Consider the following 15,377-nt stretch of genomic DNA (forward strand, 5'->3'; position numbering starts at 1 on the left):
GGCGGTGGCCCAGCCATGGGCGGCGGTAGCTTTGGCGGCGGCGCACGCATGGGCGGCGGCGCAGGCATCGGCGGCGGCCCGGCCATTCAGCGTGGGGGCGGCAATTTCGCGGCTGGCCCGGCGATGCGGCCGGGCGTCGGCACTTCCCCGTCGTTCTCTGGCGGCGTCAACCGCCCAATAGCCGGTGCCGGTTCCTGGCAAGGTCACGGCGGCTCCTACGCCTATTACGGCAGCAGCTATTACGACGATCCCTACTACTACGGCTACTATGACGAGCCGACGGTGGCAGTTGTGCCCGGCGGCGGCGACGACGCGGCCTATTGTGCGCAGCGCTTCAAGTCGTATGACCCGGCTTCAGGCACCTACCTCGGTTATGACGGCCGGCGCCATCCCTGCCCATAAGCGGATCGACAACGCTTGACGGTAAAGGCGCCGCAGCGATGCGGCGCCTTTTGCGGTTGGTGCGCTCTCATCAGTTCATCCGCGTTGAGCGCGCAACTGCGAGGCTCGCTGCAGTCGAGGACACGTTACGGACGCTTATTCACCGCACCGTGCATATCTACCGATATCCAATCCAAAATTGACCCGGCGCACGATTCGCGGATATCACCAATCACAGTGGGGACTTCGATTTGCTGGGAAGTGTCATGCCGCGTATTCTCGTGGTTGATGACGATCCGATGGTCGGCGCGACGATCGAGATCCTCCTCCAACGTCAAGGCTTCGACGTCACGTTGGCCGACGGCGGCGAAGCAGGACTGGTTGCGCTGGAATCGCAGGCCTTTGACGTGATGCTGGTCGACATCTTCATGCCTCATATGCGCGGCTTCGAATCCATCCGCGTCTTTCACGAGCGCGCGCCGACGATCCCGCTGATCGCGATGTCCGGCTACGCCTTCGCCTCATCCGCCCCGCCCTCTCCCGACTTCCTTCGGATGGCGCTGGAACTCGGCGCAACGCGCTGCCTGCGCAAGCCGTTCACGCCGGAAGCGCTGCTGACCGCGATCCGCGAATGTCTCGCGAGCGCGGGCGCACCTCCGAAGGACAAGAAAGAAGCCCCTTGATTCCAACGCAGCGCGTCATTCTCGGTGCCGGACTTGCCATCCTCCTGATCATCACCACGGCTTCGATCGCCCTCGACGTCAAGTCGCGATCCGATGCGGTATGGGTCAATCATACGGTCAAGGTGCAGAAGAAGATCTCCGATCTGCGCGTGCTGCTGCGCCGTGCCGAGAGCGCCGCGCGCGGCTTTGAACTCTATCGTACCCCGGGCTTCAGCGATGAATTCCAGGCGGTGCAGGCCAGGATCGCGCCGGCCCTCGCCGACCTCAAGCGCGACGTGCGCGACAATCCCGATCACGTCGCTTTGCTGGAAGGCACCGAACCGCTGGCGCTGCGCCGGATCGAGATTGCCGCCACCGCGATGCGCCTGCGCGCCGAGAACGACGAAGCCGGCATTGCCGCGCTCAACGGCAAGGCCGAGGGCCGCGGCCTCATGGACACGGTGATGCGCAATCTCGACCGTCTCAGCGCCGAGGAAGAGCGCCTCCTCGCCGAGCGATCCCAGGATTCGCGCCGCACCGGCATCGTGCTGCTCGGTATCGACGTCGCCGGCGCCGTGCTGATCCTGCTCCTGGTCGCGCTGGTGATGCGCGAAAGCCGGCGCGCCACGGGTGAGCTCCAGAACTCGCTGGAGCAAACACAAGCGGCCAAGGCGGCGCTCGAGGCGGCGGTGGCGGAGCGGACCGAGCACCTCGTCACCGCCCATGACGAGCTGCGCCTGTCGGTCAACGTGCTGCAAAGCACGTTTCACAGCATGGCGGAGGCGGTGCTGGTCATCGACGACGAAGGCAATGTCCTCCTGTCCAATCCGGCCGCCGAGCGCATGCTGCTGCATCGCGTCGGCATGAACTTGGGCGATCTGCTTGCGCTGTCCGATGTGTTTCGCGGCGACGGCGTTACGCCTCTCGAGGCCGACGAGCTGCCGTCGACGCGCGTGCTGCGCGGCGAGCAGTTCGAGGAGCTGGAGATGATCGTCCGCCCGCACAGCGGCAATCCTCCCCGCCATCTCATGATCAGCGGCCGGCCGATGCGGGACGGGCAAGGCAATATCTCGGGCGCGGTTCTGGTCTATCACGATGCCACCGCCTCGCGCGAGACGGAGCGGCAGCTCTATCAGTCGCAGAAGCTGGATGCGATCGGCAAGCTGACCGGCGGCGTCGCGCACGACTTCAACAACATGCTGACCGTGATCTCCGGCAACACCGAGACGCTGGTGGAGAGCCTGAAGGGCCAGCCCGAGCTCCAGCGCACGGCGCGGCTGATCGACGACGCCGCCGAGCGCTGCGCCGAGCTGATCCAGCATCTGCTGGCGTTCGCCCGCCGACAGCCGCTCGAGCCGCGCAACGTCGACATCAACGCCGCGATATCGGACATCGCGAAGCTCCTGCGCCCCACCCTCGGCGAGCAGATCCAGATCGAGACCGCGCTGGAACTGGGTCCGATGACGACGCACATCGATCCGTCCCGCCTCACCAACGCCGTCCTCAACATGGCGATCAACGCGCGCGACGCGATGCCGAACGGCGGCAAGCTGCTGCTGGAGACCCATCGCGTCGTGCTCGATGAAGCCTATGCGCAGGCCAATGCCGACGTGACGCCCGGCCCCTATGTCATGCTCGCGGTCAGCGACACCGGCACCGGCATGCCCCCCGACGTCCAGCAGAAGGCGTTCGAGCCCTTCTTCACCACCAAGGAGGTCGGCAAGGGCAGCGGCCTCGGCCTCTCCATGGTCTACGGCTTCGTCAAGCAATCCGGCGGCCACATCAAGATCTACAGCGAGGAAGGCTACGGCACCACGATCAAGCTCTATTTGCCGCCGGGCGAAGGCATGTCGGACGCGGACGCGGCCGTCGCACCGCAGGCCAAGGGCGGCGCCGAGACCATCTTCGTGGTCGAGGACGACCCCCTGGTGCGCAGCTTCGTCACGACCCAGCTCCAGAGTCTCGGCTACAAGACGGTGGCCGCGCCGGACGGCAGAACTGCGCTGGACTTGATCGAGGCCGGCCAGAAGTTCGATCTGCTCTTCACCGATGTCGTCATCCCCGGCGGCATGAGCGGCCGCGACCTCGCCGAGGAGGTCGCCAGGCTCCGGCCGGGCCTGAAAGTGCTCTACACCTCCGGCTACACCGACAACGCCATCGTCCATCACGGCAAGCTCGATGGAGGCGTGCTGCTGCTGACGAAGCCGTATCGGAGAAACCAGCTCGCCGAGATGATCCGCAAGGCGCTGGGCGGCGGCGCGGTGGCGAGCTAGCGCGTCGCCAGCGCCACTGCGGCCAGCGTGAAGATCAGCCCGGCGATCTGCGCTGCCCCGAGCGGCTCACCCAGTGCGACCGCCGAGGCCACGACACCGATGACCGGCACCGCCATGGTGCCGATCGCGGCGACCGAGGCCGGCAGGCGCGCCAGCGCTGCGAACCAGCTGACATAGGCGATGCAGAACTGCCCGACGACCGAATAGACCAGGAGCCACCAGCCGAGCGGCGTCACCTTCGATAGATCTGTGGTCTCGATGAGGAGACCGACGATCGAGATCGGCAGGCAGCCGATCCCGATCTGCCAGGCCGCAGCCGTGAGCGGCGGCAGCTGGATCGGGTACTTCTTCGAGAGCACCGTGCCGAGGGCGAAACCGAACGCGCCGACGAGCACCATGATGATTCCAGGCGCTTTCTCCGCGCTGGCGGCAATGCCGTTGCCGCCCATGATCGAGCCGAGCCCCGCGAAGGCCATCACCAGCCCCAGCGTCCGCAGCACGGTCGGCCGCTCGCCCAGCACCGGCCAGGCGATGATCGAGGCCCACACCGGCATGGTGTAGGCGATCAGCGCCGCCTCGCTCGCCGGCAGCCAGAGCAGCGCCAGCCCCATCAGCACCATCCAGCCGGTGACGTTGAGCAGGGCGGCGATCAGCAGGCGCGGCCAGATCGGGCCCTCCACGCGCAGGCTTTGCCGGCGCATGACCGCGAGCAGCGCCAGCAGCACCGCCCCGAGCACGCCGGTCACCCCGCGCAGGGTCAGCGGCGGCAGCTCGGCGAGCAGGAATTTCGTCACCGGCCAGTTGAAGCCCCAGCCGATCGAGGTGATCGCGAGGAACATCAGGCCGGCCGGGGCGATGCGCGCTCGCGCATCCCGGCGGGTCGAATCATGCATGTGGGCAGTCCGGCAAAATCTAGCGGTCAGCTTGGCCCGGATTCGCAGGCCGAACCACCGTCCCGGCGGGCATGCCTGCCCCCACCTACCGTAGGGCTACGTGAGTCCCGCTGGCGCAATCCCGCTCCGGAAAAATATACCTGCCCTGTGAACAGCGGGATGAAGCCTCCGCATCAACACCGGATGCGAATTTTTTCGGTTGGGAATCCCTGAGGACTCACTGATACTTGGCTCCACAACAGGCGCGGCGAAGACCCCTGTTATCCCCCACAATCCACCATATTTAGTATTTGATTCAGGAACTCGCACTAGTTCTTGACGGGCGCAACGGAGAGTCCTAGCTTTCGGACCGTTCGGCGCGAGTGAGTTTGCGTCCCGCCGGCACTCCCCCAAAGGGTCTCGCAAATCGGCACTCCGCCCAGCCAGTCAAAGGCAGCGGATGAGGGCGTGTCTGCCCTCGGATAGCGGACTTTTCGGGCGCCAGAACGGGCCGGCAACAGGCTCGGATGGCATCGGTAGACGTTGTGACAGTGGGGCGTTGAACGCATGTCGGGCCCATCCCCTTGGGGGCGGATGCAGCAGGACATGCCGGCCGACGATCGATGCACGCATCGACATCGCGCCGGGAGAACAAGGGCCGGATCCACCGGCTGAACTGCGACCCCGAGGCCGAAAGGCCGAAAGGACTCGCGAAACGAAATGACGACCCGGCACGCCCTTCAGCGGGGGGCGGGACCGGTCAAAATAAGGACGGGGCAAGACATGCGGATTGAGCGGCGCCACACCACTGCGGGACAGTCACCTTATGCCGGAATCGAATTCCGGCTGACCACGTCGGAGATTCGCAATCCCGACGGCTCGGTCGTGTTCAAGCTGGACAATGTCGAGGTCCCGACCGAATGGTCGCAGGTCGCCTCCGACGTGCTGGCCCAGAAATATTTCCGCAAGGCCGGCGTTGCCGCGCGCCTGAAGAAGGTCGAGGAGGAATCCGTCCCCTCCTTCCTGTGGCGCTCCGTGCCCGACACCGATGCCCTCGCCGCGCTGCCCGAGAAGGAGCGCTATGTCAGCGAGCTCTCGGCCAAGCAGGTGTTCGACCGCCTCGCCGGCTGCTGGACCTATTGGGGCTGGAAGGGCAAGTATTTCACGACCGACGAGGACGCCCAGTCCTTCTACGACGAACTCCGCTACATGCTCGCCATGCAGATGGTCGCGCCGAACTCGCCGCAATGGTTCAACACCGGCCTGCACTGGGCCTATGGCATCGACGGTCCCGGCCAGGGCCACTATTACGTCGATCCCTTCACCGGCAAGCTGACCAAGTCCAAGTCGGCCTATGAGCATCCGCAGCCGCACGCCTGCTTCATCCAGGGCGTCGGCGACGACCTCGTCAACGAGGGCGGCATCATGGACCTCTGGGTCCGCGAGGCCCGCCTGTTCAAATACGGCTCCGGCACCGGCTCCAACTTCTCGCGCCTGCGCGGCGAAGGCGAGAAGCTCTCCGGCGGCGGCCGCTCGAGCGGCCTGATGAGCTTCCTCAAGATCGGCGACCGCGCCGCGGGCGCCATCAAGAGCGGCGGCACCACGCGCCGCGCGGCCAAGATGGTCGTGGTCGACGTCGATCACCCCGACATCGAGACCTATATCGACTGGAAGGTGAAGGAGGAGCAGAAGGTCGCCGCCCTCGTCACGGGATCCAAGATCAACCAGAAGCACCTCAAGGCGGTGCTGAAGGCCTGCGTGAACTGCGAAGGCTCGGGCGACGATTGCTTCGACCCCGAGAAGAACCCGGCGCTGCGCCGCGAGATCAAGCTCGCGCGCCGCAGCCTCGTGCCCGACAATTACATCAAGCGCGTCATCCAGTTCGCCAAGCAGGGCTACAAGGACATCCAGTTCGACACCTACGACACCGACTGGGATAGCGAAGCCTACCTCACCGTCTCCGGCCAGAACTCCAACAACTCGGTCTCGCTGCGGGACGATTTCCTGCGCGCGGTCGAGACCGACGGCGACTGGAATCTCACCGCCCGCACCTCGAAGAAGGTGACGAAGACGCTGAAGGCGCGCGACCTCTGGGAAAAGATCGGCTACGCCGCCTGGGCCTCGGCCGACCCCGGCCTGCACTTCAACACCACGATGAACGACTGGCACACCTGCAAGGCGTCCGGCGACATCCGCGCCTCCAATCCGTGCTCGGAATACATGTTCCTGGACGACACGGCCTGCAACCTCGCCTCGGCCAATTTGCTGACGCTCTACAACACGGAGACCAAGCGCTTCGACGTCGACGGCTATGAGCATCTCTGCCGCTTGTGGACGCTCGTGCTCGAAATCTCCGTGATGATGGCGCAGTTCCCGTCCAAGGCGATCGCCGAGCTCTCCTACGAGTTCCGCACGCTCGGCCTCGGCTACGCCAATATCGGCGGCCTCTTGATGACCATGGGCCTGCCCTATGACAGCAAGGAAGGCCGCGCGCTCTGCGGCGCCCTCACCGCGGTCATGACCGGCATCACCTACAAGACCTCGGCGGAGATCGCCTCCGAGCTCGGCACCTTCCCCGGCTACAAGAAGAACGCCGCGCACATGCTGCGCGTCATCCGCAACCACCGCCGCGCCGCCCACGGCCAGTCCAACGGCTACGAGGCGCTCAGCGTCAACCCGGTGCCGCTCGACCTCGTCTCCTGCCCGCAGCCCGACCTCGTCAGCCATGCCCAGGCGGCCTGGGATGCGGCGCTCGAGCTCGGCGAGAAGCACGGCTATCGCAACGCCCAGACCACCGTCATCGCGCCGACCGGCACGATCGGCCTCGTCATGGATTGCGACACCACCGGCATCGAGCCCGACTTCGCCCTGGTGAAGTTCAAGAAGCTCGCCGGCGGCGGCTACTTCAAGATCATCAACCGCGCGGTCCCCGCGGCGCTGCGCGCGCTCGGCTATCGCGAAGCTGAGATCGCGGAGATCGAAGCCTACGCCGTCGGCCATGGCTCGCTCTCCAACGCGCCTGCCATCAACGCCTCGACCCTGAAGGCGAAGGGCTTCACCGATGAGGCCATCGCCAAGGTCGAGAAGGCCCTGCCGACCGCCTTCGACATCAAGTTCGCCTTCAACAAGTGGACTTTCGGCGAGGACTTCATCCGCGACCAGCTCGGCATCGGCGCCGAGGCGATCGCGGCCCCCGGCTTCGACCTGCTCCAGGCCATCGGCTTCACCAAGCGCGAGATCGAGGCGGCCAACGTCCACATCTGCGGCGCGATGACGGTGGAAGGTGCCCCGCACCTCAAGGCCGAGCACTATCCGGTGTTCGACTGCGCCAATCCCTGCGGCAAGATCGGCAAGCGCTACCTGTCGGTCGAGAGCCACATCCGCATGATGGCGGCGGCGCAGCCCTTCATCTCGGGTGCGATCTCCAAGACCATCAACATGCCGAACGACGCCACGGTGGAGGACTGCAAGTCGGCCTACATGCTGTCGTGGAAGCTGGCATTGAAGGCCAACGCGCTCTATCGCGACGGCTCAAAACTCTCCCAGCCGCTCAACTCGCAGCTCATCAGCGACGATGAGGACGAGGACGATGCGGTCGAGACCCTCTACGAGAAGCCGATGGCGGCGCGCACCGCCCAGGTCTCGGAGAAGATCGTCGAGAAGCTGGTCGAGCGCATCATCGTGATGCGCGAGCGCGAGAAGATGCCGGATCGCCGCAAGGGCTACACCCAGAAGGCGGTCGTCGGCGGCCACAAGGTCTATCTCCGAACCGGCGAGTATGACGACGGCCGTCTCGGCGAGATCTTCATCGACATGCACAAGGAAGGCGCGGCGCTCCGCTCCTTCATCAACAACTTCGCCATCGCGGTGTCGCTCGGCCTGCAATACGGTGTGCCGCTCGACGAATATGTCGACGCCTTCACCTTCACCCGCTTCGAGCCGGCGGGCCCCGTGCAGGGCAACGACAGCATCAAGTACGCGACCTCGATCCTCGACTACGTCTTCCGCGAGCTCGCGGTGAGCTACATGTCGCGCTTCGACCTCGCCCATGTCGATCCCAACGAGACCGGCTTCGACGCGCTCGGCAAGGGCGTCGAGGAAGGCAAGGAGCCGGACGAGGACGGCGGCCACCACGCCACCCGCCTGGTCTCGCGCGGCCTCACCCGCTCCCGCACCGACAACCTGGTCGTGATGCGCGGCGGCTCGACCGCGGTCAGCCAGGGCAACGACAGCGCGCCCTCAGGCGGCAGCAAGGTCACGGCGATGGCCTCGCACGGCGCGACCGCCCGCCTCAGTGACGCCCTCGAAGGCGCCGTCGCCCTGAAGCAGGAAGTCCAGCACGACCTCTCCCCCACGGAGAAGCTCGAAGCCCTGCAATGGAGCAAGGCCGGCAGCGCCGCAACCGCAGCCCCCAGCAAGGCCGAGCGCCGCGCCGAAGCCAAGGCCAAGGGCTATGAGGGCGAGATGTGCTCGGAGTGCGGCAACTTCACGCTGGTGCGGAATGGCACCTGCATGAAGTGCGATACTTGTGGCAGCACGACTGGGTGTTCGTGAGGGGTAACGCGATCAATATCCTGCCCGGGCTTGCACACTGGGCAAATGCAAGGGCGGCCGAGAGGCCGCCCTTTCGTTAGTTGTCCACTTGCGCCTCTGCGCGCTTTGCGCGAATATCTGTAATGTATTTGAGGGCTTGGGGAGCCAAATGTACGACCTGATAAGCAAACAGATTTCGTCCGACTATTTTCAAACCCGATTCAGCAACGACGGCCAACGGTTTGTCGCGTGGTATCTTCGAAACATTCTTTTTCGAGACATGAATGAGACGAGGGACGACATCACTGATGGCGGGAACGATAAGCAAATCGATGCAATCGTAGTCGATGACGACAAGGCCTTAATCCATATCGTGCAGGGGAAATTCGTCCAAAGCGGCGTCGTCGACGCAGAGCCACTGCGCGAGGTTCTCTCCGCCTGGCTACAAGTGAAAGATCTGGCGCGTTTACAAAATGCAGCGAACCCAAAACTGCAACGCAAGCTATCGGAACTCGCCACGGCGATGGACGATGATTACGAGATCTCGTTTGAACTCATTACTACCGGTGAAATGACAAAGGCTGCAGCTTCTGATCTGGAGCTCTTCCAGCAAGAACTGGCAAAGATTGGCGAAAGAGATGACATCGACGCAACGATCCACGTGATCGACAACGAGGAGCTGCGCCGCAGATACGAATTTGCCGTTGAGACAGACAATCCAACTATCAACTATACACTACAGCTTGCCGGCAGCAGGTATATGTACCACGAGATCGCTGGCACACCCGTCTTGATTGCAGCACTACCGCTCAAAGAGTGCACAAAGCTGCCCGGTATAAAGGACGGATCGCTCTTTCAGAAGAACGTTAGACAAAGCTTGGGCATAAGCAACAGCGTTAACAAAGGCATTCGTGCAACTATCCTCGGCGACAAACGCAGGGACTTTTTCTTCTTTCACAACGGGGTCACTGCACTTTGCAATCAAATGCGCCTTGAGAACGACACGTTGAAATTGACGGGACTCAGTGTTGTCAATGGCTGCCAATCACTTAATACCATCCTCTCCTGCAGCGAGACGGTAAAAAAGCACGATGACGCATTCATTCTGTTTCGCTTCTATGAAATTCCTCAGCGTGACCGCGCCGATAAAATTTCCATCTACACCAACTCGCAAAGTGCGGTGAAGGCTCGAGACCTACGCAGCAATGACAAGCGTGTCTTAGCGATCAAGAAGGCCTACGAGTTGAAGTATCCGAGTGGATATTTCCTTTGCAAGCGCGGAGAGACCGCACCGCCAGAGAAAGATGAGACTCAAATCGTCGAGCTTTCAGGATTCGCTAAGAACCTCATTGCCTGGCATTCGCAACGTCCCAACCTTTCATACGGAGAGACAAAGATATTCGACAAGTACTTTGAAACACTTTTCAAGAACAAAGATTATCCGCCAGAGAACGTATCTGCTCTAAATACCTGGATGAGAGCAATTCTAAGCACCTGGGTCAGCTCAAACCCGCTTAGCCTGAACGAAACGCTTTTGGCCATGAAAGCCTATGCTCCCTACCATCATCTGTATGCGGTCGGCATGTGCTTCTCGATACTAAACAACCAGTCCGAGCGCGTGCCGATTCCGAGCCGTGCGTACGCTGTTGCGTCAGCTACCGGAATGGTCGAAGAAATCGTAAAGATAGCTGGCATCAGCCTCAATATGGCACTTGAAGCTGCAGCAAACGAAACGCAGCCTGCCAACAGAGTGTTTAGCCCGCAGAATTGGATCAAGACGAAGACCTGCCTATCCGGGATAAACGGCGCAATCCGAAATTACTCAAACATGCTGCAAATGATGCCCGGTGGACCGGACATCAAGCGGAAGCTTAACGCAGCCACGCAATTGAACCCGGATGATTTCGAATACCGATGGTCTGCCGATTGAAGCACCGAGTAAGCAAGGTTTACGAGCGCTGCAATGCGATGGAGCACGCTGCTGATTGGAAACTGGATTGGTCATTGATCGAAAAATTTGGAGAAACTGTATGGCAGAGAGGGTCAAACTTGGAGAGCGGATCAAAGGCGGCCTCAATCAAAACGAAGATTGGTGGTACTTTGTCGACGACGGTGAGTCGAAATATGTCGAGCATGAATGGTCCTACGTTGATCCGTTCGGAAAGGGCAAAGGAAGCTCTGGAGTTAAAAAAATTCCGCCGGAGGAGTTCCTTGCCAGCAATGTCGGCGAGGGCCTAAAGAACGCATTGCGTGCCGCGCTGAAAGGCAACTCGTAGGCTGGGTATAGCGGAGCGAAACCCATCAACCGCAACCAAGACGATGATGGGTATCGCAAGGGCTCAACCCATCCTACGAGCTACTGAATGCAAAAGACCGTCTATTTGGATAGCAACGACTTTTCCGACTTATCTAAGCCCGAGGCCAGCTTAGATGAAAGCGACAAACGCGTACTGGATGCATTGAGATCTGCTCGTGCAAATGGCCGAGCAGTCTTCTACATCTCACCTATACATCTGTCTGAGGCTGTCCACGCCTCAGAGACATACAAGGAATCTGCTGTACGGCGAGCGGCCCTCATGAGTGAACTTGCGGGCGACAATCTTCTTCGTTTTCCAACGGACGTTTGCAAACTTGAGCTAGATAGAGTTATTACCGGCCAAGACGATCCGGTATGCTCCCTCAGCCAAATTGTCTCGGGCCCAGGCGAGTGGTTTGGCGCATCTCCTCCAGACAACCTTGACGATAGACGAAACGAGATTCGTGATATAGTAGAGCGCGCACTTCAACCTCTGAGTCGGCAGGAACGACGCCGTCAGTTATCGAGGCTAAATCCGACGAAGAGGAGCTCTCATCCGTTCATACGCTCAATTATCAAGGATGGCCTTCAAAAGACGCCTTCAACCGGCGTTCCGATTCCAGTGCTAAATCCAGAGCTAGTTCTTGAATGGTACCTCGGCAATGTGAGTGACGAAGATTTTCGGTCAAACTCACTGAAGCTCGCCAGAGATCCACTCATCCTATTTAAACATCTCATAGATGAACTTGGTCACCGGGAAACACTATACGACTTCCTCAGGGATCAGGGCGTTAAGTGGAGCAAGCTTATTGAGAGTGGGATGACTGAAATGGCTCCCATTTTCGCCTTCGCCGATAAAAATAATCTGACTATTGATCTCAATTCGATTATGTCACGGATAACAAACTCTTCGTTTTGGCAGAAGGTCATCGGGGCGCTGTCCGAGAAAGACCTAACCACGATGGCGATCGATGACATCGTCAGAATGAAAGATGCTTCTCCCTCGACTGCAATTTTCATTCACGCATTGATCGAGTCGGTTCGCGTTCGGCTTCATTCGACGCGCAGTCGAGCTGTCGCAGGAAACCTTGTTCCGGCCGCTGCGAAATTGAGTGACTATGGAGATTTCATGCATTCGATATACGCACCTTACTTCGATATATTCCGTTGCGATTCTTCATTTGCAGCAATTCTCAAGGGGCATGCTCCTGTTCGCTCGAGAATTGTGGGAAAGCGACGGGAATTGCTGTCGCTATTGGTCTAGCCTCGAATTACCGCGCCGGTTCTGGACTCCTCCCGAACTGAGACACGATAGTTTCAGTGACAGCCGGAATTGCGGTGCCAGTACAATAGATTCACTCGCTCCTGCCGATCTATGGCTTCGGCTCCCGTTTGGTGAATACACAGCCGTAGTCGCAGACTGGTTCCGGCTCCCACCCTCATCAAGCCCCCGCCCCCGAAAATGCCTTTGCGGTCGAGGCCTTCCCTTCTAAACTCCCAACCCCACCGGCATCAATTCCGACGGGCCCGGTAGGCGCGGAGTCGAATTATGCCAAAACCGGAGAGCTTCCCGATCGAGACCATCTTCGTTCCCACGAAGCAGAAGAAAGCGATCAAGCCCGAGACCGTCGCAGAGATCGCGGAAAGCATTCTGGACATCGGACAGCAGGCCCCGATCTCCGTTCAGCGCGACGGAGACCGCCTCGTTCTGGTCGAGGGACTGCATCGGTTAGAGGCCTGCAAGGCGCTCGGCGAGACGACCATTCTCGGCGTCCTGGTCCCGGCCGAGCTTGCTCAACACAAGCCGCTGTTGTCCGAACGCCCCGAAGTGGAGGCAGAGCGCATCAAGATGGCGCGGTTGAAACAATTGCGCCTGGAAAAGGAAGCCGCGGAGGCGTCGGCGGCGGCCTCGAGAGGCAACGCAACGCAAGCGCCGCGCGCCGGTTCGGCGAAAGGCCTGCGCGACAATCCGAAGGCATCACCCGTCCGGATGGTGAAAGCGAAACCGAAATCATTGTCGGACTGGATCACCCAGCAGAAGGGCAGCGGCAGCCGCTATTGAGGGCCGAGATCGCTTCGTAGGATGGGTAGAGCCCTTGCGAAACCCATCATTCCGCGACGGCTGGTGATGGGTTTCGCTTCGCTCAACCCATCCTACGCGCTGTGGTTCCGACGAAGACACCCTTTGCGCCGTCATTCCGGGGCGCGCCCGCTTGGGCGCGAGCCCGGAATCCATCGGGCGGCACGACGAGTGGCGCAATGGCTTCCGGGCTCGCGCTTCGCGCGCCCCGGAATGACGGAGAGCTCCGCTGCGCTCCACCTTCTCGTGGATGCCACCACATGACGGCCGCAATCCTTTCGATCGCGGCTACCTCTCCTCACCGATCAACCCGATCGCCTCACGCCGCCTTTGCCTGCTCCGGCGAGGCCGTCTCCATCGCGCGCATGTAGAGGTCGAGCAGGCTTTCGCGCTCGTCGCGCTCGTTCTTGTCTTCCTTGCGCAGCTTGATGATCTCCCTGAGGATCTTGACGTCGAAACCCTCGCCCTTGGCTTCCGCGAAGACTTCCTTCTTCTGCTCGCTCAACTCCTGCATCTCGCTGTCGAGGTTCTCGATCCGCTCGACGAAGGAACGGATCTTGCCGCCGGGAATGGTGATGTCGGACATGGTGCCTCTTTGCTGACTGAGGTCGTGAAAATGACCGCAGAAAAATGACCAATGTGTTAACCTCGCCGTCCGCGCATTGCGCCTTGTGGAAACTCCGAGGGAGCCGTTCCATGCCCGAGCTTCGCTTCGATGACGGTGCCGCCTACGAGAAGCTCATGGGAGTGTGGAGCCGTTCGGTCGGCGAGGTCTTTCTCGACTGGCTGAAGCCGGCGAAAGGCTTGCGCTGGATCGATGTCGGCTGCGGCAGCGGCGCCTTCACCGAGCTCATCCTGGCACGCTGCGCGCCCAGCGACGTCCAGGGCATCGATCCCTCGGAGGGACAGCTCGCCTTTGCCCGCACGCGCCCCGGTGCGCGCGGCGCGGTGTTTCAAACGGGCGACGCCATGGCACTTCCTTTCGAGGCGGCAAGCTTCGATGCCGCGGTGATGGCCCTGGTTCTCGTCTTCGTGCCGGACCCATCGAAGGGTGTCGCGGAACTGGCGCGGGTCGTTCGTCCCGGCGGCCTGGTTGCGACCTACATGTGGGACATGCTGGGCGGCGGGTTTCCGCTCGATCCGATCGTCGACGGGATGCACGCGATGGATCTGTCGCCGACGCGTCCGCCGCATATGGAGGTGTCCACCCTTGCGGCGCTTCAGGACCTCTGGCGTGCGGCCGGGCTGCAGCAAACCGAGACCCGCGAGATCACCGTGCAACGGACGTTCCGCGATTTCGACGAGTTCTGGACCGTGGAGACGAAGTCCCCCTCTATCGCGCCGGTGGTCGCGGCGATGCCGGCGGCCGATGTCACCGCGCTCATGCAGGACGTGAGGGCGCGTCTGCCCACTGATGCGGACGGCCGCATCACCTGCAACGCCCGCGCGCACGCGATCAGCGGACGCAAGCCGGGCTGAAGCCGGCCATGTCAACACGAAGAAGCGGCAGCTCCAGCGGCTTGCGGCGGATGGCGGTTAGCCGTAGCCCGGATGAGCGAAGCGACATCCGGGACTTCTTTGCCGATTCACCCCGGATATCGCTTCGCTCATCCGGGCTACGAGACCACGCGAGCGGCCGGCTCTACCACCAATACGGCCACCGCCATCCCTCGTAACGAACATAGGACGGCACCAGCGGCGGACCGTAGGGATCGACCTTGTCGTCCTCGGGGCGATAGCGATAGCGCGGAACGATGTTGTAATCCCACGGCGTCGGCCGCAGCACGGGCGCCGTGACGATCAACCTCTCCTGCGGTGCCCGAACCACTTGCTTCCGCGGCTTTGCTTCGGCGGCCGATGTTGCAAGGCCGCTCAGCACCAGGGCCGTTCCGAGCGCGTAGGCGATGGTCATTTTCTTCATTGCATTGGTCTCCTTGCCGCCAGAGTGCAAAAGGACGCACGGCAAGGCAAGCGAATTTGCGCGAGGATCTTGCAGGAATCACCGATGCCGGCCCCCCTCCGTCATTGCGAGCGAAGCGAAGCAATCCAGGCTGTCTCGGCCGGAGCAGGCTATGACACATGACAACTTTTCCCTGCGGCCATCCTTCGAGACGCCCGCCTTCGGCGGGCCCTCAGGATGAGGAGCGAGCGCGCGGCAGAAGTGTCAGCGGGCACCGATGCTGATGAGCCTCATCAGATGCTGATGAGCCTCCTGTAGATGCTGATGAGCCTCATCCTGAGGAGACCGCTGAAAGCGGTCGTCTCGAAGGACGAGGCGCT

12 protein-coding genes are annotated in these 15,377 nt (G+C 61.7%); 9 read left to right on the forward strand and 3 right to left on the reverse strand.

Annotation, left to right across the window (positions count from 1 at the left end; all coding sequences use genetic code 11):
* The 3 genes from AX729_RS29565 to AX729_RS29575 form a co-directional block, all read left to right on the forward strand.
* A partial coding sequence (locus AX729_RS29565; RefSeq protein WP_197433708.1) for a BA14K family protein occupies positions 1 to 402 on the forward strand: 402 nt, incomplete at its 5' end.
* 245 nt (positions 403 to 647) lie between these two features.
* Positions 648 to 1,064: a response regulator gene (locus AX729_RS29570; protein WP_061027714.1), complete on the forward strand. Its 417-nt coding sequence runs from the start codon at positions 648 to 650 to the stop codon at positions 1,062 to 1,064.
* The gene (locus tag AX729_RS29575; RefSeq protein ID WP_061027715.1) at positions 1,061 to 3,316 is read left to right on the forward strand and encodes a CHASE3 domain-containing protein; all 2,256 of its coding nucleotides are present in this window, start codon (positions 1,061 to 1,063) and stop codon (positions 3,314 to 3,316) included. The genes AX729_RS29570 and AX729_RS29575 overlap by 4 nt, the downstream gene beginning before the upstream one ends.
* Here the strand turns inward: AX729_RS29575 and AX729_RS29580 are convergent.
* Complete coding sequence (locus tag AX729_RS29580; RefSeq protein ID WP_061027716.1) at positions 3,313 to 4,209, reverse strand: DMT family transporter; 897 nt, start codon at positions 4,207 to 4,209, stop codon at positions 3,313 to 3,315. The genes AX729_RS29575 and AX729_RS29580 overlap by 4 nt on opposite strands.
* Positions 4,210 to 4,971: 762 nt before the next feature.
* Here AX729_RS29580 and AX729_RS29585 point away from each other — a divergent pair.
* The 5 genes from AX729_RS29585 to AX729_RS29605 all read left to right on the forward strand — a co-directional run bounded on the left by AX729_RS29585 (position 4,972) and on the right by AX729_RS29605 (position 13,079).
* The gene (locus AX729_RS29585; RefSeq protein WP_061027717.1) at positions 4,972 to 8,742 is read left to right on the forward strand and encodes a vitamin B12-dependent ribonucleotide reductase; all 3,771 of its coding nucleotides are present in this window, start codon (positions 4,972 to 4,974) and stop codon (positions 8,740 to 8,742) included.
* Between the two features lie 148 nt (positions 8,743 to 8,890).
* On the forward strand, positions 8,891 to 10,651 hold the full coding sequence (locus tag AX729_RS29590; protein WP_061027718.1) for an AIPR family protein: 1,761 nt from the start codon (positions 8,891 to 8,893) through the stop codon (positions 10,649 to 10,651).
* Positions 10,652 to 10,751: 100 nt separating this feature from the next.
* Complete coding sequence (locus AX729_RS29595; RefSeq protein WP_061027719.1) at positions 10,752 to 10,997, forward strand: hypothetical protein; 246 nt, start codon at positions 10,752 to 10,754, stop codon at positions 10,995 to 10,997.
* Between the two features lie 87 nt (positions 10,998 to 11,084).
* Complete coding sequence (locus tag AX729_RS40120; RefSeq protein WP_156457282.1) at positions 11,085 to 12,281, forward strand: hypothetical protein; 1,197 nt, start codon at positions 11,085 to 11,087, stop codon at positions 12,279 to 12,281.
* Positions 12,282 to 12,566: 285 nt separating this feature from the next.
* Positions 12,567 to 13,079: a ParB N-terminal domain-containing protein gene (locus AX729_RS29605; RefSeq protein ID WP_061027721.1), complete on the forward strand. Its 513-nt coding sequence runs from the start codon at positions 12,567 to 12,569 to the stop codon at positions 13,077 to 13,079.
* A 337-nt stretch (positions 13,080 to 13,416) separates the two neighbouring features.
* On the opposite strand, the gene AX729_RS29610 is transcribed toward AX729_RS29605, so the two are convergent.
* Entirely contained in the window at positions 13,417 to 13,683 is a 267-nt protein-coding gene (locus tag AX729_RS29610) for a DUF2312 domain-containing protein (RefSeq protein ID WP_061027722.1), read from the reverse strand.
* 110 nt (positions 13,684 to 13,793) lie between these two features.
* On the opposite strand from AX729_RS29610, the gene AX729_RS29615 reads away from it, so the two are divergent.
* A complete protein-coding gene (locus AX729_RS29615) occupies positions 13,794 to 14,576 on the forward strand; it encodes a class I SAM-dependent methyltransferase (RefSeq protein ID WP_061027723.1) in 783 nt (260 codons plus the stop codon).
* A 163-nt stretch (positions 14,577 to 14,739) separates the two neighbouring features.
* On the opposite strand, the gene AX729_RS29620 is transcribed toward AX729_RS29615, so the two are convergent.
* Positions 14,740 to 15,018 (reverse strand): hypothetical protein, encoded by a 279-nt coding sequence (locus AX729_RS29620; RefSeq protein WP_061027724.1) that lies wholly within the window; start codon positions 15,016 to 15,018, stop codon positions 14,740 to 14,742.
* Positions 15,019 to 15,377: the final 359 nt, after the last annotated feature.

Source organism: Bradyrhizobium sp. CCH5-F6 (assembly GCF_001556045.1).
In the GTDB taxonomy this organism is placed as follows: Bacteria; Pseudomonadota; Alphaproteobacteria; order Rhizobiales; family Xanthobacteraceae; genus Bradyrhizobium.

Coding starts and splice junctions, on each gene's coding strand:
- AX729_RS29570 (WP_061027714.1), top strand. CDS start 648: ATGCCGCGTATTCTCGTGGTTGATGACGATCCGATGGTCGGCGCGACG.
- AX729_RS29580 (WP_061027716.1), bottom strand. CDS start 4,209: ATGCATGATTCGACCCGCCGGGATGCGCGAGCGCGCATCGCCCCGGCC.
- AX729_RS29585 (WP_061027717.1), top strand. CDS start 4,972: ATGCGGATTGAGCGGCGCCACACCACTGCGGGACAGTCACCTTATGCC.
- AX729_RS29590 (WP_061027718.1), top strand. CDS start 8,891: ATGTACGACCTGATAAGCAAACAGATTTCGTCCGACTATTTTCAAACC.
- AX729_RS29595 (WP_061027719.1), top strand. CDS start 10,752: ATGGCAGAGAGGGTCAAACTTGGAGAGCGGATCAAAGGCGGCCTCAAT.
- AX729_RS40120 (WP_156457282.1), top strand. CDS start 11,085: ATGCAAAAGACCGTCTATTTGGATAGCAACGACTTTTCCGACTTATCT.
- AX729_RS29605 (WP_061027721.1), top strand. CDS start 12,567: ATGCCAAAACCGGAGAGCTTCCCGATCGAGACCATCTTCGTTCCCACG.
- AX729_RS29610 (WP_061027722.1), bottom strand. CDS start 13,683: ATGTCCGACATCACCATTCCCGGCGGCAAGATCCGTTCCTTCGTCGAG.
- AX729_RS29615 (WP_061027723.1), top strand. CDS start 13,794: ATGCCCGAGCTTCGCTTCGATGACGGTGCCGCCTACGAGAAGCTCATG.
- AX729_RS29620 (WP_061027724.1), bottom strand. CDS start 15,018: ATGAAGAAAATGACCATCGCCTACGCGCTCGGAACGGCCCTGGTGCTG.